The following is an 18909-nucleotide window of genomic DNA, read 5'->3' as shown; positions in this document are numbered from 1 at the left end:
TATGCTTGACGGCCGGCTGCGCTCTTACAGAGCTTCTTCAGTTATCCATCTACAATATCCGTTTGATTGTCTGTTGCTGAGCTGCGGTCGGCTTCTTGTACGTATAGAACCATCACTCGTTATCAAAGTAAGAGTATCCTTGTTAATCTAACCAGCTGCGGATCGTTCGAATTTATGGGGAAACTGCTTCGGGGATGAAGAGCAATCAACAAAACTATCATTCAGATATTCAGTGCACTCCCCTTTCTCTAGCCGGGGAATCAAGGAATGAACGTAACCGATTCGCTTCAAAACAGCATATTTCAGAATGAAAACTGCTGACACCCTCTGTAGATATTTTCGATCGTAAGATAAAAACATCGGACATCTTATCAGACAATTTCTCTGACAGTTTGTATCACATTCTATAAGGAATATTGCTACTATTGTCGGACAATTCATCTGACGCATTTGCAGACAGTGAAATTACCTCTTTCTTAAAAAAGAGTAACGTTTGCTGACATTCTGGGCCGAGTTATTCAGAGGGTAGATTCCCTGGATCCGGACGTTCTTCACTGTTAGTCCTTTCTCTCACTAAGTCGATCTAACTCCCTTTGTTGAGAGTCTTCTTATATCACAATCATTGCTCCATAGCTGCCCCGTATATAGACTATCAGATCTTTTCAGGGAGAAATGAATCGAACTTATTCCCTCGCGCTTTAATGATGGTTTGTTTCAAAATCGTATATAGTAACTACAATAGAAGATATAATAGAAACCAAAAGAGTATCTTTAACGGAACATCCGCTAAAAACCCTTTATATTAAAGGTGTTTTTAATAGATACTATAATAGTATCTATTAAAGTATTTTTGTTCTATTCGTTAATAATTACCTAGAACAAACATTGCATTTCAACAGAATACAGTCAGAAAATACGATTTTTTCCGTCAAAATTCGATATGGAAACCAATTTAGAAACCGTAATAGTAACTACAAAAAAAGCTTGATATATAAGGGTTTTTTAGAGGTTGATTATTTATTATTTACTTGATATAATTATTGCAGTAACTGTAATGGTATCTATAAGAACGGAGGTGGTGATTTTTTAATGGAAATACAACTTCACCAAAAGTACATAGGGGTTGAATTCAGTCAGGAGCAGCTGTCTATGTTCACAGATATCGTTGAGTCAGACATAGCTTTGAAGAGAATTCTGCTAGCTATTGGCCAGCATGCGGACTCCCATAAGAATGATGAACTCAATAGTGGAATCTCGATTAAGGAATTGGCGGAGAAGGTAAAGCTCCAACGAAGAGTGCTGAAAAAGGGGAAAAAATACGAAACAGTTGAAGCCAATATTGACCGGAAGCATGCGGAACGTATCGTCGATTCACTGCTGAAAATGACCTTGTGCTACTATAAGTCCTTCCACCCTACCAAGCTTGTTTTCTTGACTCCGCGTGGTCGTAATGTCGCCGGAGAAGTTATTCGCAGAACACGAAGTATAAATTCAAATTAGTCTGAAACCATTCTATATTAAGGAGTGAATAATTTGACATCATATCGTGAAAACACCCCCTCTATTCCAATGACAATCGTAGGATTTGGACAAGCCGGTACACGTATTGCAGACAGGTTCGCAGCATATAAAACTATGGATGGTTCTCCTTCATATACTACGCTTGCTTTAAATTCAAACGATGGAGACTTGGAAGAACTCAAATTTATTCCGCAGGATAACCGGTTGTCTTTGAAGCTTGGGGGATTGGGAAAAAACCCGGAAAAAGCCTTGACCATTCTCGAAGAGAATGCGCAGGTCAAAGAATCTCTAAAATCATTCATCACAACAAAGGTCGGCGTTAAGGATCAGCTCGTACTGTTTATCGCAGGACTTGGCGGTGGTACCGGTACTGCCACCATTATTAAAGCGATTGATGAATTTCATGACCACCATAATATGAGTAAGGTCAGAAAGGAAATGCAAGCAATCCGAACTACTGTTGGTGACCTTGAATTTAGAAAAAACATTAAAACCTACCAGCAACAGGCTTTCATCAAAGTTAAGGATCAATTTGTTAAAATCGGAGTGATTGCCACAATCCCTGTTCGTAGTGATGGTCCCGATGTTTTGCGGCAAGTCAATGATTTTGCTTCCCGGATTTGGAACATGGCTAAGAATCCCACGAAAGGGATCGCCTTCGTCACCTTCCCAGACAACCAGATGTTCTATGATCGTTTTGTTGCGGAACAAGGAACCCTGATGCCAAAGATTAAGAACTATAGGGATTTCGCAAATAATGAAATCAGTTCAATTCTTCATGAACTTAACACTGGCACGAATGGTAGTGGGACGTCAGTCATTTTTGACTCGAATGACTTTAGACGTATTGTGCTTGAAAAGGTTGGATGCTTGGTCATGAATCGGGTAGAAACAAACGTTAAGGCTATTTCCAATAGTGATGACCTGACCAAGTTGTTTGTCGATTCCCTGGATAGTAATAACCTGCATGACTCTATCGCACTTGTAGAGCATGCTGAAGATGGGTCATCCCAGTACGCCAAAATTCAGCATGTTGGACTGTTAGGAATTATTCCTCCAGACCTAAATAAATTTGAAAGCTCCTTTATTGATAATGCGAAAGAAGAAGTAGCAAGTAGGCTGCCTCTGCTTGGAACTATATTTTCCGGTTATTTGAATGAGCCGAATAATTTTAAAGCGACTGCGTTTTCATTTTATAAAACAGAAGCTCTCCCTTCCCGGCTCTCTAAGGGACTCGTAACAGAGTATGAAGAATATATGGCCAAACAAAGAGCTGTGACCTTTAAAGAAGAGTCTATCCAACAAATAGCTGCGGCCCAAGAAGAAGTATTCGATTTTGATATGGACCTCAGTGAATTTGGTATTGATGGTATTGACGATCCAGATGCCCAAGCTACTGAGTCAGATAAATCCAGCGATGACTTAATTGATAATATGGACTTCTCTGATATTGATCCTAACTCGCTCACTTAAAGCTAATAGTAAAATGGCGCACTAAGACTTCCTCTAAGTCTTGGTGCGTCTTTTTATGCATTCTAGGAGTCCTCTTCCCCACCCGCGCATCCCTATCCAAGACTACCCGACATTAATTCATTGGTCTGCTTGTACTCCACTCAATATTTTTATCTAGTCTAGGCATACCATCTGCAGCGCCGGCTGGCCTCCTGGAACTGGACGGTTTATCGGACGCCGGGCGAACGGCTTGATTTGTTTCTTCTGCTGAAGATCTGTGCTGATGCACCTGGATGTATGGATGCAGTTGTGATCGCCGCCTGACGGCCTGCTTTTTTGATCTGGGCACACTAGCTGCAGCGCGGCTGGCCTGCCGGCATTGGACGGGTTACCGGACGCCGGGCGGTCGGCTTGATTTGTTTCTTCTGATGAAGATCCGGCGGATGCACCTGGATGTATGGATGCAGCTGCGGTCGCCGCCAGACGGCGCTGGTTCATCGATCTGGGCACACCAGCTGCAGCGCGGCTGACCTGCCGGCACTGGACGGGTTACCGGACGCCGGGCGGACGGCTTGATTGTTTCTTCGTCTGAAGGTCCGGCGGATGCACCTGGATGTTGGTAGCAGCTGCGGTCGCCGCCAGACGGCGCTGATTCATCGATCTAGGCACACCAGCTGCAGCGCGGCTGGCCTGCCGGCACTGGACGGGTTACCGGACGCCAGGCGGACGGCCGTTTCTGCTGCAGATCCTCTTTGGATGTATGGATGCAGCTACGGTCGCCGCCAGACGGCGCTGGTTCATCGATCTGGGCACACCAGCTGCAGCGCGGCTGACCTGCCGGCACTGGACGGGTTACCGGACGCCGGGCGGACGGCTTGATTGTTTCTTCGTCTGAAGGTCCGGCGGATGCACCTGGATGTTGGTAGCAGCTGCGGTCGCCGCCAGACGGCGCTGATTCATCGATCTAAGCACACCAGCTGCAGCGCGGCTGGCCTGCCCGCATTGGACGGTTTATCGGACGCCGGGCGGACGGTTTGATTTGTTTCTTCTTCAGAAGATCCGGCGGATGCACCTGGATGTTGGTAGCAGCCGCGATCGCCGCCAGACGGCGCTGATTCATTGATCTGGGCACACCAGCTGCAGCGCGGCTGGCTTGCCGGCACTGGACGGGTTACCGGACGCCGGGCGGACGGCTTGGTTTGTTTCTTCGTCTGAAGATCCGGCGGATGCACCTGGGTGTTGGTAGCAGCTACGATCGCCAGACGGCCTGCTTTTTTGATCTGGGCACACCAGCTGCAGCGCGGCTGGCCTGCCGGCATTGGACGGTTTATCGGACGCCGGGCGGACGGCTTGATTTGTTTCTTCTGCAGAAGATCCGGCTGATGCACTTGGATGTATGGATGCAGCCGCGATCGCCGCCAGACGGCGCTGATTCATTGATCTGGGCACACCAGCTGCAGCGCGGCTGGCCTGCCGGCACTGGACGGGTTACCGAACGCCAGGCGGACGGCCGTTTCTGCTGCAGATCCTCTTTGGATGTATGGATGCAGCTACGGTCGCCGCCAGACGGCGCTGGTTCATCGATCTGGGCACACCAGCTGCAGCGCGGCTGACCTGCCGGCACTGGACGGGTTACCGGACGCCGGGCGGACGGCTTGATTGTTTCTTCGTCTGAAGGTCCGGCGGATGCACCTGGATGTTGGTAGCAGCTGCGGTCGCCGCCAGACGGCGCTGATTCATCGATCTAAGCACACCAGCTGCAGCGCGGCTGGCCTGCCCGCATTGGACGGTTTATCGGACGCCGGGCGGACGGTTTGATTTGTTTCTTCTTCAGAAGATCCGGCGGATGCACCTGGATGTTGGTAGCAGCCGCGATCGCCGCCAGACGGCGCTGATTCATTGATCTGGGCACACCAGCTGCAGCGCGGCTGACCTGCCGGCACTGGACGGGTTACCGGACGCCGGGCGGACGGCTTGATTGTTTCTTCGTCTGAAGATCCGGCGGATGCACCTGGGTGTTGGTAGCAGCTACGATCGCCAGACGGCCTGCTTTTTTGATCTGGGCACACCAGCTGCAGCGCGGCTGGCCTGCCGGCATTGGACGGTTTATCGGACGCCGGGCGGACGGCTTGATTTGTTTCTTCTGCAGAAGATCCGGCTGATGCACCTGGATGTATGGATGCAGCCGCGATCGCCGCCAGACGGCGCTGATTCATTGATCTGGGCACACCAGCTGCAGCGCGGCTGGCCTGCCGGCACTGGACGGGTTACCGAACGCCAGGCGGACGGCCGTTTCTGCTGCAGATCCTCTTTGGATGTATGGATGCAGCTACGGTCGCCGCCAGACGGCGCTGGTTCATCGATCTGGGCACACCAGCTGCAGCGCGGCTGACCTGCCGGCACTGGACGGGTTACCGGACGCCGGGCGGACGGCTTGATTGTTTCTTCGTCTGAAGGTCCGGCGGATGCACCTGGATGTTGGTAGCAGCCGCGATCGCCGCCAGACAGCGCTGATTCATTGATCTGGGCACACCAGCTGCAGCGCGGCTGGCTTGCCGGCACTGGACGGGTTACCGGACGCCGGGCGGACTGATGGAACTGTGTTGAGTTACCAGGTACATAGGGAAGGGAGGGAGTCAAAAACTCCTGATTAACAGTAACTACTATCATTCATCCTCCTTGATATACAACTATTGTGAAATATTCATATAATGAAAAATTCACAATAAAAGCAGCCTGTAGTATGTATTAAGCAACTAAGCAACAGGGGGAGCCCCCCAACCAAAACACCTACCCTGTGGATAATTCGATAAGCTGAATTAAATATCCACAATCCGCTGAGAAAAGGTAAAAACGCTAATGCGTTTTCGCCGTTCCGGCTGATTGAAAACATTCTCCCCACGCCCGCCCCTACATTAAAGGTGAATTGAACTGCACAAAAGGCATTTCGCTTTGTTCTTTTGAGAAGGGGTGATGTGGACACAATTCACCTTATCCCGAAAGGTAAGCAACATCGGTGGTCGCTTACTGGGATAAGGTAGGTTTAAACAAACGGGTCAGCACTATCGGCGGCTGACTGCCGGAATTGTTTCTACCACGCGCTTTTAGCGCCTATTGATCGATTACTCTAACTGGTTACGGTTCCTATGACCAGTCTGCCACTACAGCATTCAATAGCTCATTCAAACCGGGGTCTAGCCTCCCCTGAACAGTTTCCAGCAGGGTTCTATCGGCTCTTTACCTCGTACTATTCGGAACGGTCGTTTCCCTGGATGGAGTCACATCCATATGGGTTACACTTCGTTTTGCCTTACGTTGGACTAGCTTTCGCCGGGGTTATGTGCTTGGAGACACGCCCAACATGCCCCCGTCCGTGCGATTGTCATCCCGACTGAAGGTAAACGGGGGCTAGGCCGGCTTCACTTTGCATCTGGTTAGGATGCAAGTGTGAGCCACGGATGAACGTGGCAACCCGGTAATAACCGCACGCTTGGGGTAAGGCTCCCTCCTGTACGATCGACAGTTTTTTTACGTGTTATTCCTGCCCGTTTTGTAACATAAACCACGGAGCTACGCTGTGCTCAGCAAGGATTAATTCCTATTCTTAAAAAAGACAATAGGAAACTAAGCCTTCAAAGGTCGCCAATTTGTTAAAAAATGTAAATCGACAGAAACCCAAGGCGTTATCATATTTTATTATGGTAGAGTTAGCTCGAAAGCCGCTCTCTAATTTTGGCAATAGAAAACCAGACCCCATGCCCTCAAATTTTCAAAAAAATCGAAAAGAGAAGGGGGGTAGCCTATTGATTTTTCACTTTTTTGGCAGCCAATCGGTTATGTACGCTCCTTCCAGCGCGGCCCTGGCCTTGGGGCTGAGTCCCTTAGACAACTAAAAAAGCCCTGTGTCTACCGAAATTGATCCGGTGGACACAGGGCTTTACGTTTGTCAGCAGAATGACCTATGAAACTTCTCCCATTTTGCTTCAAACGCTTGAAAGGACTGCGTTTGATATGCTAGAATAGTGTCATCAAGTTGTATAAACACAACCTAATCAATATTCACTGAAAAGAAGGTCATCGTAAGGCGCCTGTTTCTCCCGAAGGACTAGTTCGGTAGGAGCAGCTGAAGGGTTGGTAGCCCATGAGCCGCTGAAACGATGGCTTTTTTTTATTGTCAAGGGTAGTTAATTTGAAAGGTTACCAGGCATCTATCATTTTAGGACGCCTATTAACATTTACTATAGCACAGCTGCAAAAAATCATAAAGTCGAATTTTGGGTATAATTAAGAACCTTTCTCGAAATTGCCGTAAATTTCTAAATTCTTGATATGATACAATCATCAGTCAGTCCGGCCGATTCTTATATTTTGCGCTGGACGGGCGATAGGAGGGAAGCCGGTAAATGAAGCAAATGTTGCGAAAACGTGAGTTAATCGATGCTGTGAATGTACCCAAAAGCACGGTTTCCGATTGGATCATTGAATTTCATATGTTTATTCCGACGACAAAAGAGGGCTCTATCACCTATTACCGTCCCGATTGCATTGCAGTTCTACTTGAGATCAAACGGCTGCGGGAAGAGAATTACGCAAAACCCGAGATTCTTCGTGAATTAATGAGCCGGTTCCCTATTACCGTAGAGGGAGCCGCTGCGGATGAAATCCGTATAAGTTTAGATAAAGAGCTTGAGTCTACATATCCTGATCCTCATGTGACTACTCGTATGATGGAGGAAATTACAAAAACGGCTCTTGTTGTGGGTCAACATTCTGAGGACCTTCAAAAGCACCAGGAACGTTTGGACGGCCAAGATCTTCAGTTATCCGATCATACAGCTGCCATGCTGGATCTGCAAAGAAAACTAGATGAAGTGAAAGCCGAATTGGCCAGTACCCAGGAGCACTTGCGTAAAAAAAGTCGTTGGTGGAATCGTTGGTTCTGATAGGATAAAGTGGATCCGCTGAAGGTTGGTTTTTTTGAGAAATGAAAGGAAGAGATTAGTGCGCTTATTAAATCGTTCTATTAAAGCATTTCCGATAGAAGGGTGGATCACTCCGGATCCAAAGAATTCAAACCTTCTGGATATTGACGAATCTATAGCGGTTATGAAGTTCCTTAATCCACTAATTGAACGGTCTTTCGAATACGCTGACAATGAGCCGCGAGACCAGCGGAGAACAGGCGGTAACACGAAAATGGAACCTGAAGCCAGTTTTCTTGATGCTGCTAGCGGTGAGCGTGCTATCGTTGAAATCAAACAATTCCCTTACGAAGCGCTTCAAGCTAAGGCAGCTCTATTGTTTAAACATCCTTATTTTTTTAATTTCTTTTTGGAGACTCACAAAAAATATTCTGACTCCGAAAGCTGCATTGTCTTTGATTTTTCTGTTAAAGATGTAAATGTGTCTCCAACATTAGCGATCAACGATCTGATGAAAATAGATCCGTTCGAAGGTGTTTCTAACAAATATCTCAATTTCAAGGCATCTAAGTGGCCTCGGAACACATCATTCACGCTAAATAATGGTGAGAAACTACACTTTGCAGAACATCCCGACAAGTTTTTTGTCATCGAGCATGAAGCAACCCCTATTTCTGAAGATCAGGCCGTCCAAGAAGCTACTAACTTTGAACTTTACGCCGATTTGCTTTACCAAAAATGGATATTAGGTAAATGGGATATGAAGTTTAATCAAGATGAATATAGAGAGTACAAGAAATATCTTTATCTTAAAATTAGAATGGAGAATTCGAAACACTACGCTATATCTACTGGGTATTTTTCGTTACAAGCATTCGGAGACGCTTTTTTGAAGCGTTATGGTAAGACTGAAAGTGTCAGCCAGCTGGACGGTATTCTTTTTAATGTGGGCAATCACTATCAGCTTGTAGATTGCGCTGAAGAGGGGTTTACGTGGAGGGCGCTGCAGTTTCCAGAGTCCTGAGCCCCCGTAAAAGCGTATGTGCGAGACGATTCGCGTTCTAGCAATATTCCTCTCACTTCCTGAAATCAAGAGCTCTAAAGCCGTTTAAGAACGCCTGAAGCTACAACAAAGCCCCGGTCTAATGAGATCGGGGCCTTTCTTTATTCTTCCGGACTTGTAAGATACCGATTCAGGAGAGCCCAGACTTCCTTGTGCGTGTACATATTCGTGTCCGCACTTAATTCCGCCGGCACTTCAAGTCCAAATTCCTTCTCACACCAAATTTTCACCGTTTTGAGCTCTCTGCCTTCACCAACAGTGCCCATTATCTCTATAAGGGATAATTGCTTCTTCTCTGCAGTAAGCAATTTTTCATAATGTGCCTCTTTGTTACCCTCGAAAGTTTCCATCAATTTCTTCATATCCATACTTCTCAGCTCCTTTTCTTATAATTCCATCCCTAAATTTCTTATCGGTTGAATATGTACCTGACTGGCCTGATCTAACATCATATTACGGGTTTGTTTAGACAAATAAGGCGCATTTTCAAACCGTATTTGCTTGATGTCATTCCCGCCGTGCACCTGGTACCGTAATGTTTCATGGCCATTCACCTTCTCATAAAAATAGCGGTCTACCTTTTGATGTAGAAGCTCGGCTGTCACTTGGTTCCCAGTAGGTAGCCCATCGGCTTCCTTCAGAATATGCAGCAGCTGCCGCGGCTCTGCTGGAGTGATCCACTTCTCCTGATTCGTTCCTATATTTGCCTTATTATAAAATTCAGCAAGCCTGGATTCGTTGATCTGCAGGACTTCCCCTTTATCCCTTACATAAAACTGTGAGGGATGCCTTTCCGTTGTGTCGTAGAGATATATCGAATCAACCAGGTTCTCGATCTGCTTAACTGTCTCCGGCACCTTTTGATGACTCTCACGTATGACCGACTCTGGAACGCGGCGCTGTTCGATGATGAAGCGCTTTTCTGCTCTTTGCAGGGCTTCATCCAATGAAACATCCGCAATCACGACAGAGACTTTATATCCATGGCTGCGGGCTAGACCAATCATGCGCTCGGCGCGCCCCGCTGATTTCATTGTTCCATCCAGGAGGATATTAATATTCTTTTCTAAGCCTTTGGAAAATAAGGCCTCAGCAATATCGCTACTTTCTTCATGCAGCCGGCTGGCCGTTGTATTCGGATCCTGCTGCAGAAATGAAGCGTGCTCCGGTAGCATTGATTTTATCGTATCTGAATCGATATGTATGACATGCTCATTGTCGTCTGCAAAGCTCTGCAGAAGTAGTTTAGATATCGATGTCTTTCCGGATGCAGATCCGCCGCCTAAAAAAATAACTAATGACTGGTCTGCAGGTGGCTGAAGGTGAGCCGTAAGATCCTGAATGATACGCTGATGAAGCATTTGGCGAAACTCTGTGTATTGGCCATTAAGAAAATATGCTTCCTTCGTGGTTTGGAAGTCCAATCGGGTTCCCCCATTTCGATGTATAATCTATCAATAATTATATCACCGCACTCAGGTAAGCAACTATAAACAATACCTCAACCTCATTGATTTAGATCACCCTAATTTGCTGCTAATTTTGTATTACTGGCAAATCAATGTTCGCCATTTCGGATGAACCAAACGAAAAAGCTCCAGGAGTGCCTTATATTCAAGTTGTCCCACACGGCTACCCGTAATACCCAGCGCCTGCCCTATAGCCTTCAGCGATTCTTTCTGACCGCCCCAGAGTCCAAAACGGCGGCTAATGATAGATTGTTTCCGTGTATCTCGCATGAAAGAAACATGCGTTTCAAAAATCCCCTTAAAGATCACTTCCTCTTCAGATGTTAACTTTACTGTTTGTTTTGGGTTTGTACGTGAACGGCCATAATACAGATCCTTGCAACCCTTTGTAAATACAATCATTTGCTCTTCGGTCATTGTATTATCCTCCTTAATTGTAGCCGGTCACTGACCGGCTACGTTTTTTATATAGCTTTATTTCAGAGAGGATCCGCAGCCTCCCATACTGAATTCATAATGGTTTAACGGTCCTAGTATCCAGTTTTAGCACTAGATCAATCACTTTTTTACGAATAGTCATGTTTTGGCTCACAGCCTTTTGGAGAATCTCTTTTCCTTTCTCCGGAATTAAACCTAAACCGTATTCCAGCAAGACTTCTTCAGCCTGCTGCAGCGCATCCCGCGCCTCCAGGATGTCAGCCCACAAACCGGAATCTTCAATGAGCTTTGAACAATCCTTCATCGCTTTTTCCCGCTGCTGCTCATCGTTAATAGCCCAGCTCGCCCGCGGAATGCTACCATCCTCATTCCGGATTTGATTCGATGAAATATACGCTTGTTCCATGACTTTATACTGCAGTTCTAATGCTTCATGAATAGACTTGGCCAAAAGGTAAGATTCTTGCTCTTGGTTACTGTTCTTAACCATATACCCGCCTCCCCTTAAACCCGCCTTCAGCTACTGACCCAGCTGCAGCAGGAAGATTTAAACTTACACGTTAGTCCGATGCTTCGCCGGGGTTGAAATCACCTCGATGAGCAGCAGCGCTATGATTAATAGTAAAGATAGGACTCCCCCAACCAGGAGAGATCCGTAAATAGTTTTCATGATTAACCCCTGATACCGCTGCACTTCTTCCAGAGGAAGATTATGTTTTTCGGATATTGTAAGCATCTGGTTAAACAAAGTGATTGTGGAGAATTGCAGAATAATAAAGAACACGCCGATAGAAATAATTAATTTTGTTCTCATTCCATCACCTTCCGTAGTGAAAATCTTATTTTGGGATCCGTCCATAGCCTGCAGTACAGAATAAACGTGACGAGACAACTGCAAAAACCAAAAAAGAAGGGAGCCGCAACGCAATTTCTACGGCGCTGCGGCCAGCGTCATGATTTATATCCATTCTGTTTTTTAAACAAATTGATCTTACTGGTGTAATTGTTTATCAGCATATCGAGTTTCATCGACAGTTCAAGTAAATCCGCGCTTACTATTCGGAGATCCCCGCCTCTTCGGTTCAATTCCTCCCGAGTAACGTCCACTTCAGCCGCAAGTTGATCAATTTCTTCTTTAGTGACAGGCCGCTCTGCATTTTGTTCACTCATGAATATTTGTCCCCTTCCTGGGACCGGGGATTATTTCCCCCGGTTACCCGCATACAATTCATTCGCAATAAAAGCAAACGCCTCATCCACCGTAGTCCCACGGTCATCTAGGAAGTTCTTCTGAAAGAACACTTCGATTACACGCATTTTCAGCTGCTGCTCAGGCGTTAAATCCAGATGGATATTATCCTTAGACTTAAGTGGGAAATTCACCACATTGTTTAGTGGTTTTCCCTCCTGCACCTGGTTACTACTCATAGCATGGATACTAACCAAAGGAGCCGGCTTCTTTTTCCGATGATCCTCCATCGGCCGCTCTTCTCGCATGAGATCCGGAAGATCCAGAGGTGCAGTACCCTCCAGAATACCTTCACTGATTAAGTCAATCTCTGCCTGAGCACGCTGGGGAATGTTAGCATCATTGAAACTAATCCCTCCTGCAGCATCCATATAATCTACAATTACACGCCGGCGCTCGTCGGATAGTTTACGACTTGTATTTAAATACCTAGCGCCGATGTAGGTTACACCCTCCCACTCATATCCGGTAGCTTTGTAATTGTCATCATGCGACCGAATCAAGGTATAACTTGCGAATCGATTTAGCACTTTTTCAATATCGAAAGTCATCGGCCCATCCGTCCACGCAACACGAACTGTATCGTAATCGGAAGTTAAGGAAAACTTCACTTTTGGAAACAATGCCTTAAGCGCCGCACCTATATGCTTTTTTGTCTCTTTACCGCTGATACTTACCTTTTCCATGGAAGATCATCCCCTTTTATTTGTTGAAAAACACTTGTGTTTATGTGAACCACCCCCTAACATCCGGCCACGTTTGCCGGGCTAGCCCGAGCGGCAATGAGCGGAAATCTTTAGGGGTAAGAACGAAGGTGTTACTTGTGAGCTTTCTGCTTTCGTATGAACTTTTCAAAGAGCAAACATCCGTGTAACGTAGCCGTCATAGCCCGATTAACCATGCCGGTTCTTGCCGTGCAAGGGTTTGCCCGAAGGGCCGGTGTTCTCGAAGAGATAAGCCGCCCTTGCACGGCAAGGTTCGGTATGGTTGGCTAAAATGACGGATACGTTACGCCTTCGGATGTTTGCGGCTGAAAAGGGCAGGAGAATGCAGATCGCTGTAACCGCCGCGTGATGCACCCCGTCCGCCTGTCTTCTTTGATTCCCCCCACAAGAAAGGGCCGGGGCATTCTTTCCCCGGCCTTGCACTTTGACCTTGACCTTTAGCCCTTCCGTGCCGCCGGGTACCCCTTTTTGCAGAGCTTGCGGCGCAAAAAAATTCGGAATGGAACAGACAGGGCGTCCTTCCCTGGCTGGTCGCTTCCGAATTTGCGGGGTGGCGGGGTTTCACGGCTGAAGAATTGGTTTGTTTTCATCATTTCAATTCACCTGAGACTCAAGTAAAAAAGTACTCTACTGAATTCTAGTTAACATATTTTAGGGCATTTGATATGTTATAATCGCCGGGTGTACACGCACATTAACCATTAAGGGAGAGAATCAAATTTGCCAGGACGACTAAACAGAGAATTTTCAGGCTTACAGCCAGACGTACAGAGGAAGCTTATATCCCAGTTCCGGCGAATTATAAATGCCGAAAAGAAAAGGGTACCAAGAACGGGTGGAATATATGAACCCATTCTGAACAAATTCGATATCGTGAAGGTCAGTATGATCGGAATCGGTAACGTCATGAACGATAACCATTATGCAGTCGTGTGGGATGCTCCGATCAAAAGCGAGACTATTGTAATTCTTCCAATCACAAGCAACGTAGAGCCAGGGAGAGAAAAATTCTCCATCGGTCCGATTATTGGATTACCGGAACCCGATCATTCGATTGATGCAAACCAGCCTCAAACCATTACCCGGAAAAGCATCATTGCTTATCCAACGAAGCCGGATCCTACAGGCATACCCGTGCACGTCAATCTTACTCAGACACAGCAAATGAAAACATTGGACCTATTTCACAAATCTATACTGAAGGAACCAATGTTAAAAACCGTCTTACTTGAGAAAACAGGAAATATGATGCCTACCGGACTAGATCCGGAAACACGGAATGACATAGACCGGCCTGTGAGCTATTTTATGCACCATGATTTTTTATTTTATAAGCTCCCGGAAAGCGAACAAGTGAAGACGATTCCTGTCACCGCGCTGGTAATGCCAATATCTGAAAAAAGAAGGCTTCTTAGAGAGTTGGCATCAGAGGATGTAACTGTCCGTGCAGCCGCAGAAAGTGTTATCGCAAACAAAATGAGGCAACGAGCTATTGCGGAAGCCGCCGCGGGGATCCCTGAAGAGAGCCTTGACAACTAATGGATATATGAGGTATTATTCGTTTACAAGGTTATATGAGTCCCGATCGGGAGCACTGAACCATTTAGTTTTAAGACGCTCGGTAGAGCTGAAAAACCCAAGGCCAACAAGCCTTGGGTTTTTCTTTGTTTTTCTACCTGCTCGTCCTCCGTAAAATCGTCCCAGTGCAGACAAACATTTTCATTTTGAGAATCGGTAGTAACTTATATAGATACATCTACAGAAACTATAAGCACAATCACTGAAAAATCGCTCTATACCAAGACTTTTATGCAGTTACTACACGGAACGAAAACTAACATCTTTTATGGATGATAATGGGGTTTAGAAAGTGAATTTGTGATGTTGATACTACTTTAGATACATCTATAGTATCTATATAAATCAGTGAATTGAGTAGCAATTCACAACCTATAGCGTCCGGAACGGACGCCCCGACTGCCGTGGCGGAAAATCCGACACGGCAGTCGGGCCGCGCAAAGCCTTGAAAAAACATGATCCATAAAAAAAAGAGCACGGTGCATTTATGCCCGCGCTGCTGCCTGTTCATCGAAATGTGCTTCTAAATTGGAAAGCTTAAGTTCACGAAAAACCCGGTTTAAAACCTCTTGCCCTACATTCCCTTTTGCACTCTCAATAAGAGAAATGCGTTTTTGAGTCGTTTCGGCCCGCTCTGCAAGTTCTTGCTGCGACAGATTTAGCTGCATCCTACGCGCGTACACGATATTCCCTATCACAACAGAAAAGCTATCAAGGTAATCCCGGACTTCCGGGATTTCCCTGGCTTCCTTCATCAGCTCTTCAAAATCTTGTCCTAATCTTCTTTCCATACGATCATCCCCTAAAGTAAATAGTTTACTTCCGGTGGGTCAAAAAACCCGAATATGCGTTTTCGGCCTCCATTACGATTCGTTCAAAATCGGGATCGTGTGTAGTCTGCTTAATAACAGCCCTCACGAAAACCAAAACTTGCTGATCTTCTTCGTAATGTTCAAAAAATACCGCCCGGAAGGCTCCCGTCCCCTGCCAGTTCACTCGGAACTCCAGCAGTGGAACATGATCCCTTAGCTTCTTAACCAACATAATAGTGTAAGGACGTCCATCTTCTAAGTGCGTTTCAAAATATTTTTTAAACGCTTCCTGCAGACCATAATTCCTTAAAAACTCCAATCCGCGAAGAACGAGCGAATAGAGCTGCAGGCGATCTGCATCGTTCTTTCCAGCCTCTCCAATCTGACGAATCAGAGTAAGCACAGGTTTATCACCTGTTTGTGAATCAGTTAGAAATTCAATTGTTGTTTTCATTATATCCTTTACGACATAAGATAGTCAAACGATCTGCGATCTTATGTCATTCCCCCCCTTCGTATTTGTCCCTCTCCCTCCATTATCTTTGAAGGTCAAGCTTTGGGCGATAGAAAAGTGGTCGGACCAGGTTTGACCTCTCACAACATTGAGTCTTCTCGTCTGACATTGTGTTTCAAGTCCTTGAATCCTTCCAAGCCGCTTTGTCTGTACCAGTTCTTGATATATGCTTTTGAAGCCAATGCCTTTCCATGGATGTCCGATCACCTCTTCTGTAATCACCCACTCCTTCAATATTTGAGGATGATGCTCTCCCAGGGTTTCTATTTCCTTTCGGGAAGCAAACGGGCAGCCTGCGCAAGCACAACGCTTTACAAAATGATAGACCTTGTTGTACGGGGCTTTCATCCAGAAAATCAGTTCCCAAACCTCTTCAATCGTAAATTCGAGCGCTGGGCGCTGAGTAATCCGCATTATAGTTTGATTCTTTTCTTCATAGGGCAACAAGGAACGGCTGGCCGACTCTGCCCAGCGCTCTCCGGAAAGCATGAGGGGGGCAGGATGCCGCACATCTATCGGTAATGCCTTGTGCTTGGATTCCCGGTAGGCTTGCCGTTCCTCTTTGGTTAGTTGATCCTGACCAAACATGGAACGGAATTTCGCTACTCCTACACTGCGGATCTGATCGAATCCGTTAGCATCCAGATAATCACGCTGCGGAGTCATCTTGCAATTCTTAGTGCAATGCCGAACACCCATTTTTGGCCAAAACGGCATCCGATGCCGCAACAATTGGTGAATCCCTACAGATTCAACGGTTGTAATCGGTACGTTGATCCATTTTTCAAATATTGGTTGAAAAGCATATGTTTCCGGCCATTCATCTTGGGTATCTGCAAACATGGCCATAATGCTTTTTCTCGGATACCGCATGGCCGCCATGATAAAAATGAGTTCGCTATCCTTCCCATTAGAAAAAGAAATGCAGACCTTCTGTTTAGAGGCAAGGGATGGAAGCCTATCTAAACTAAAAATGACTTTTTGAGCTAACCCCTCGGAGATTTGACCAGCCGCAGCTGCTGCCCTTAGCTTCCCGATCCATTCCGGGTAAGAATAGTCCGGCATACGTTCTGAAGGGGTATAGCCCTCCGGAACCGAAAATGTAAAATGCCCTTCACCTGTCGGCCCTTTACAACTCACCACCAGTTCATTATTTTCATTAATTTCAAACAGCGACATGACCGGGCGCATTGTTACATTTCCTCGTCTTGAGCGAATGGCTCAAAGTCAATCCAAAAATCATCAGGATAAGGATCATCTGCCCCTATCATATGCCCAACCAATCCAGTATCCATTTTCGGGTAAAGAGCATCTAATTCACGCGTATTCATGTTGTTCCCCATCCTTATACATTTAGTGATAAAGCAGAAATTCTCTATTGTTAGTAAAAATGCTTGATAATCGATTTGTATTTGAAATCCTCAATCTGCTTGCATATACTCAGATCCCACCTAAAATCCGGCCACGCCTGCCGATCTAGCCCGAGCGGCAATGAGCGGAATCTTTTAAGGTCTTGCTGGTGGAAAGCGCAGCTTTCCGCCGCGGTCGATCGTGGTGGAGCGTATGGGAGTTTTCAAGGAGCGAACATCCGTGTAACGTAGCCGTCATAGCCCGATTAACCATACCGGTTCTTGCCGTGCAAGGGTCTGCCCGATAGGGCCGGTGTTCTCAAAGAGAAAAGCCGCCCTTGCACGGCAAGGTTCGGTATGGTTGGCTAAAATGACGGATACGTTACGCCTTCGGATGTTCGCGGGTGAAAACGACCAGGAGCGCAGCCCGGCTGCTGCGGATGTCGCTGCGCTGGCCGCCAGCTGCTTTTGATCTTTGGGGTTTGGCATGATGGCGTAGCCATGATGCCGCTCTGCTTCGTGGTCCAGTATTGGAGCACAGCGGAAATTCTGGACCGAGCTTTCCCCTGCAGCTCTTTTCTTTTGAGAAGGGTTTAGCATCCCTGAAATACTTCGCCCGGTCCAAGTGGATTGAGCCGGCATGTTTTTGCCGGGGAGGGCCGCTTGGGCCACGCTTCTATCCGCAGGCACCGCCCCGGGGCGGTGGCTTCCTTGACGCGGTAAAAAAGGCCGGTTTCCCGGCCCTGTATTAATTCCAAAAGAATTTTTTCAAATACCATTGACCGCTTGCCTTATTGTAGTCAAAGTGGAAGCTCTCCGGATAATTGATAACCACATAAATATCTGTAACGTCCTCCGACACCTCTTTATAGGCCCTTACCATACTCCCGTTCATCTTTATCACAATCTGGGGTAAATGCTTGTAAAGTGAGCGGTCTGGTATCATACTGATCCGGTAAGAACCTGAAATTTTATAGGTATTCTCTCGAAGCACTTCTCCAATTTCTAAGTTCATTTTCCTCATCCAGGATCTGAGGGACTCTGGATTAGTGGTAGAATAAAGGCTGCTGGATCTGTGATATACGCTATAGTTCACTTTGCCTGCACCGTCCTTGGAAACATGCAGCGTCAACTGATCATAAAGTGATCCTAAATATCTTTTTTCCTCAGGAAGCTTTACGGGTTCGATCGGTTGAAGTAGCTCTGGACTAATACATTTTTTACCTGCACTTGGATAAATCAAGTCATTCAAGAGCAATAAATACTCGGTCGTTGATCCATAGACGATCTCTTGATATTTTTCGGGCTTAATATGAGAAGGCAGGCTTTTACAAATCCCCGCGTAAAATTCGCAATGGTCCTCCACATGTTTGTACAAATCACCCTCGAATCGATCTCTTTTTGTTAAATCGTAAGTTCCAGAATAGATATCTCCATTGGTAAACACAATGGTAAAATCCGTTTTATCATAGCCTTCTTCCGGAGCAGTGAAGGCCATTCTTTTCAGAACCTTATTTGCTTCTTCCCAACCGTAAACAACATGCTTTTTTCTGGTTTCTTCTATTGGACCCTCTGCCCGGATAATCGAAATCCGGTTTATTGCCACCTCAGTCGTATAACCGTATTTCAGTACACGGCGAAGCTGCCGATACTCCATATCATTCAAAGCGCTGTATTCTGGCCCCCATCCGGTTGGATCGGTTGCATGAGCATCTAGGATATTGCCGATATTTGCAAACTCAGGCAATAAACAAATCGCCTCTATTGCTGCAGCCTGTGATTTCTTAATCGTTTCTGGTCGCATTGTTTTTGTCATA

The 18909-nt window shown here is 46.3% G+C and carries 24 protein-coding genes; 9 read left to right on the top strand and 15 right to left on the bottom strand.

Annotated features, from left to right (window positions below; genetic code table 11):
- Positions 1-1089: 1089 nt before the first annotated feature.
- The 4 genes from AC4G46_RS32675 (at position 1090) to AC4G46_RS32660 (ending at position 3868) form a co-directional block, all read left to right on the top strand.
- Entirely contained in the window at positions 1090-1500 is a 411-nt protein-coding gene (locus tag AC4G46_RS32675) for a hypothetical protein (RefSeq protein WP_491129043.1), read from the top strand.
- Positions 1501-1533: 33 nt separating this feature from the next.
- Entirely contained in the window at positions 1534-2994 is a 1461-nt protein-coding gene (locus AC4G46_RS32670; RefSeq protein ID WP_491129042.1) for an FtsZ/tubulin family protein, read from the top strand.
- A 272-nt stretch (positions 2995-3266) separates the two neighbouring features.
- Entirely contained in the window at positions 3267-3503 is a 237-nt protein-coding gene (locus tag AC4G46_RS32665; RefSeq protein ID WP_491129041.1) for a hypothetical protein, read from the top strand.
- A gap of 230 nt (positions 3504-3733) precedes the next feature.
- Positions 3734-3868, top strand: coding sequence for a hypothetical protein (locus AC4G46_RS32660; protein ID WP_491129037.1), 135 nt, complete (start codon positions 3734-3736; stop codon positions 3866-3868).
- 61 nt (positions 3869-3929) lie between these two features.
- Here the strand turns inward: AC4G46_RS32660 and AC4G46_RS32655 are convergent, their stop codons facing one another.
- Positions 3930-4361, bottom strand: a complete 432-nt coding sequence (locus AC4G46_RS32655; protein ID WP_491129040.1) for a hypothetical protein — start codon at positions 4359-4361, stop codon at positions 3930-3932.
- A 152-nt stretch (positions 4362-4513) separates the two neighbouring features.
- Here AC4G46_RS32655 and AC4G46_RS32650 point away from each other — a divergent pair, with 152 nt between their 5' ends.
- Positions 4514-4648, top strand: a complete 135-nt coding sequence (locus AC4G46_RS32650) for a hypothetical protein (RefSeq protein ID WP_491129037.1) — start codon at positions 4514-4516, stop codon at positions 4646-4648.
- 69 nt (positions 4649-4717) lie between these two features.
- Here AC4G46_RS32650 and AC4G46_RS32645 read toward each other — a convergent pair whose 3' ends face one another.
- Both AC4G46_RS32645 and AC4G46_RS32640 read right to left on the bottom strand, forming a co-directional pair.
- A complete protein-coding gene (locus tag AC4G46_RS32645) occupies positions 4718-4873 on the bottom strand; it encodes a hypothetical protein (RefSeq protein WP_491129039.1) in 156 nt (51 codons plus the stop codon).
- Positions 4874-4924: 51 nt separating this feature from the next.
- Positions 4925-5140 carry a hypothetical protein gene (locus AC4G46_RS32640; RefSeq protein ID WP_491129038.1) on the bottom strand — a complete coding sequence of 72 codons (216 nt, stop codon included), beginning with the start codon at positions 5138-5140 and terminating at the stop codon, positions 4925-4927.
- A gap of 152 nt (positions 5141-5292) precedes the next feature.
- On the opposite strand from AC4G46_RS32640, the gene AC4G46_RS32635 reads away from it, so the two are divergent.
- The 3 genes from AC4G46_RS32635 (at position 5293) to AC4G46_RS32625 (ending at position 8919) form a co-directional block, all read left to right on the top strand.
- Entirely contained in the window at positions 5293-5427 is a 135-nt protein-coding gene (locus tag AC4G46_RS32635; protein WP_491129037.1) for a hypothetical protein, read from the top strand.
- A 1949-nt stretch (positions 5428-7376) separates the two neighbouring features.
- Positions 7377-7916 (top strand): MerR family transcriptional regulator, encoded by a 540-nt coding sequence (locus tag AC4G46_RS32630; protein WP_491129036.1) that lies wholly within the window; start codon positions 7377-7379, stop codon positions 7914-7916.
- A 58-nt stretch (positions 7917-7974) separates the two neighbouring features.
- Positions 7975-8919 carry a hypothetical protein gene (locus tag AC4G46_RS32625; protein ID WP_491129035.1) on the top strand — a complete coding sequence of 315 codons (945 nt, stop codon included), beginning with the start codon at positions 7975-7977 and terminating at the stop codon, positions 8917-8919.
- A gap of 140 nt (positions 8920-9059) precedes the next feature.
- On the opposite strand, the gene AC4G46_RS32620 is transcribed toward AC4G46_RS32625, so the two are convergent.
- The 7 genes from AC4G46_RS32620 to AC4G46_RS32590 form a co-directional block, all read right to left on the bottom strand.
- A complete protein-coding gene (locus AC4G46_RS32620) occupies positions 9060-9326 on the bottom strand; it encodes a hypothetical protein (RefSeq protein ID WP_491129034.1) in 267 nt (88 codons plus the stop codon).
- 18 nt (positions 9327-9344) lie between these two features.
- Positions 9345-10382 (bottom strand): zeta toxin family protein, encoded by a 1038-nt coding sequence (locus AC4G46_RS32615; protein ID WP_491129033.1) that lies wholly within the window; start codon positions 10380-10382, stop codon positions 9345-9347.
- Between the two features lie 123 nt (positions 10383-10505).
- Positions 10506-10844, bottom strand: a complete 339-nt coding sequence (locus tag AC4G46_RS32610) for a sigma factor-like helix-turn-helix DNA-binding protein (protein ID WP_491129032.1) — start codon at positions 10842-10844, stop codon at positions 10506-10508.
- Positions 10845-10938: 94 nt separating this feature from the next.
- On the bottom strand, positions 10939-11355 hold the full coding sequence (locus AC4G46_RS32605) for a hypothetical protein (RefSeq protein WP_491129031.1): 417 nt from the start codon (positions 11353-11355) through the stop codon (positions 10939-10941).
- 63 nt (positions 11356-11418) lie between these two features.
- Positions 11419-11724, bottom strand: a complete 306-nt coding sequence (locus AC4G46_RS32600; RefSeq protein WP_491129134.1) for a hypothetical protein — start codon at positions 11722-11724, stop codon at positions 11419-11421.
- 92 nt (positions 11725-11816) lie between these two features.
- Positions 11817-12035 (bottom strand): Spo0E family sporulation regulatory protein-aspartic acid phosphatase, encoded by a 219-nt coding sequence (locus tag AC4G46_RS32595; RefSeq protein WP_491129133.1) that lies wholly within the window; start codon positions 12033-12035, stop codon positions 11817-11819.
- 30 nt (positions 12036-12065) lie between these two features.
- A complete protein-coding gene (locus tag AC4G46_RS32590) occupies positions 12066-12800 on the bottom strand; it encodes an LPD29 domain-containing protein (RefSeq protein ID WP_491129132.1) in 735 nt (244 codons plus the stop codon).
- Positions 12801-13559: 759 nt separating this feature from the next.
- On the opposite strand from AC4G46_RS32590, the gene AC4G46_RS32585 reads away from it, so the two are divergent.
- Complete coding sequence (locus AC4G46_RS32585; RefSeq protein ID WP_491129131.1) at positions 13560-14378, top strand: hypothetical protein; 819 nt, start codon at positions 13560-13562, stop codon at positions 14376-14378.
- Between the two features lie 524 nt (positions 14379-14902).
- Here AC4G46_RS32585 and AC4G46_RS32580 read toward each other — a convergent pair.
- The 5 genes from AC4G46_RS32580 to AC4G46_RS32560 all read right to left on the bottom strand — a co-directional run bounded on the left by AC4G46_RS32580 (position 14903) and on the right by AC4G46_RS32560 (position 18908).
- Complete coding sequence (locus AC4G46_RS32580; protein ID WP_491129130.1) at positions 14903-15208, bottom strand: helix-turn-helix domain-containing protein; 306 nt, start codon at positions 15206-15208, stop codon at positions 14903-14905.
- A gap of 25 nt (positions 15209-15233) precedes the next feature.
- Entirely contained in the window at positions 15234-15683 is a 450-nt protein-coding gene (locus AC4G46_RS32575) for a hypothetical protein (protein ID WP_491129129.1), read from the bottom strand.
- A gap of 24 nt (positions 15684-15707) precedes the next feature.
- A complete protein-coding gene (locus tag AC4G46_RS32570; protein ID WP_491129128.1) occupies positions 15708-16934 on the bottom strand; it encodes a phosphoadenosine phosphosulfate reductase domain-containing protein in 1227 nt (408 codons plus the stop codon).
- A 2-nt stretch (positions 16935-16936) separates the two neighbouring features.
- Positions 16937-17074 (bottom strand): hypothetical protein, encoded by a 138-nt coding sequence (locus tag AC4G46_RS32565; RefSeq protein ID WP_491129127.1) that lies wholly within the window; start codon positions 17072-17074, stop codon positions 16937-16939.
- Between the two features lie 766 nt (positions 17075-17840).
- Entirely contained in the window at positions 17841-18908 is a 1068-nt protein-coding gene (locus tag AC4G46_RS32560; RefSeq protein WP_491129126.1) for an LPD25 domain-containing protein, read from the bottom strand.
- Position 18909: the final 1 nt, after the last annotated feature.

This window comes from Paenibacillus sp. fava2, from assembly GCF_058313675.1.
The sequence above is the reverse complement of the archived record's forward strand: the minus strand, read 5'-3'. Positions and strand labels throughout refer to the sequence as shown.

Excerpts from the sequence above, each read along its gene's own strand:
- AC4G46_RS32665 (WP_491129041.1), top strand. The coding sequence starts at position 3,267 with ATGTATGGATGCAGTTGTGATCGCCGCCTGACGGCCTGCTTTTTTGAT.
- AC4G46_RS32635 (WP_491129037.1), top strand. The coding sequence starts at position 5,293 with ATGGATGCAGCTACGGTCGCCGCCAGACGGCGCTGGTTCATCGATCTG.
- AC4G46_RS32575 (WP_491129129.1), bottom strand. The coding sequence starts at position 15,683 with ATGAAAACAACAATTGAATTTCTAACTGATTCACAAACAGGTGATAAA.
- AC4G46_RS32570 (WP_491129128.1), bottom strand. The coding sequence starts at position 16,934 with ATGCGCCCGGTCATGTCGCTGTTTGAAATTAATGAAAATAATGAACTG.
- AC4G46_RS32600 (WP_491129134.1), bottom strand. The coding sequence starts at position 11,724 with ATGGACGGATCCCAAAATAAGATTTTCACTACGGAAGGTGATGGAATG.
- AC4G46_RS32650 (WP_491129037.1), top strand. The coding sequence starts at position 4,514 with ATGGATGCAGCTACGGTCGCCGCCAGACGGCGCTGGTTCATCGATCTG.
- AC4G46_RS32660 (WP_491129037.1), top strand. The coding sequence starts at position 3,734 with ATGGATGCAGCTACGGTCGCCGCCAGACGGCGCTGGTTCATCGATCTG.
- AC4G46_RS32595 (WP_491129133.1), bottom strand. The coding sequence starts at position 12,035 with ATGAGTGAACAAAATGCAGAGCGGCCTGTCACTAAAGAAGAAATTGAT.
- AC4G46_RS32580 (WP_491129130.1), bottom strand. The coding sequence starts at position 15,208 with ATGGAAAGAAGATTAGGACAAGATTTTGAAGAGCTGATGAAGGAAGCC.
- AC4G46_RS32620 (WP_491129034.1), bottom strand. The coding sequence starts at position 9,326 with ATGGATATGAAGAAATTGATGGAAACTTTCGAGGGTAACAAAGAGGCA.
- AC4G46_RS32565 (WP_491129127.1), bottom strand. The coding sequence starts at position 17,074 with ATGAATACGCGTGAATTAGATGCTCTTTACCCGAAAATGGATACTGGA.
- AC4G46_RS32675 (WP_491129043.1), top strand. The coding sequence starts at position 1,090 with ATGGAAATACAACTTCACCAAAAGTACATAGGGGTTGAATTCAGTCAG.
- AC4G46_RS32605 (WP_491129031.1), bottom strand. The coding sequence starts at position 11,355 with ATGGTTAAGAACAGTAACCAAGAGCAAGAATCTTACCTTTTGGCCAAG.
- AC4G46_RS32645 (WP_491129039.1), bottom strand. The coding sequence starts at position 4,873 with ATGAATCAGCGCCGTCTGGCGGCGATCGCGGCTGCTACCAACATCCAG.
- AC4G46_RS32610 (WP_491129032.1), bottom strand. The coding sequence starts at position 10,844 with ATGACCGAAGAGCAAATGATTGTATTTACAAAGGGTTGCAAGGATCTG.
- AC4G46_RS32560 (WP_491129126.1), bottom strand. The coding sequence starts at position 18,908 with ATGACAAAAACAATGCGACCAGAAACGATTAAGAAATCACAGGCTGCA.
- AC4G46_RS32630 (WP_491129036.1), top strand. The coding sequence starts at position 7,377 with ATGAAGCAAATGTTGCGAAAACGTGAGTTAATCGATGCTGTGAATGTA.
- AC4G46_RS32590 (WP_491129132.1), bottom strand. The coding sequence starts at position 12,800 with ATGGAAAAGGTAAGTATCAGCGGTAAAGAGACAAAAAAGCATATAGGT.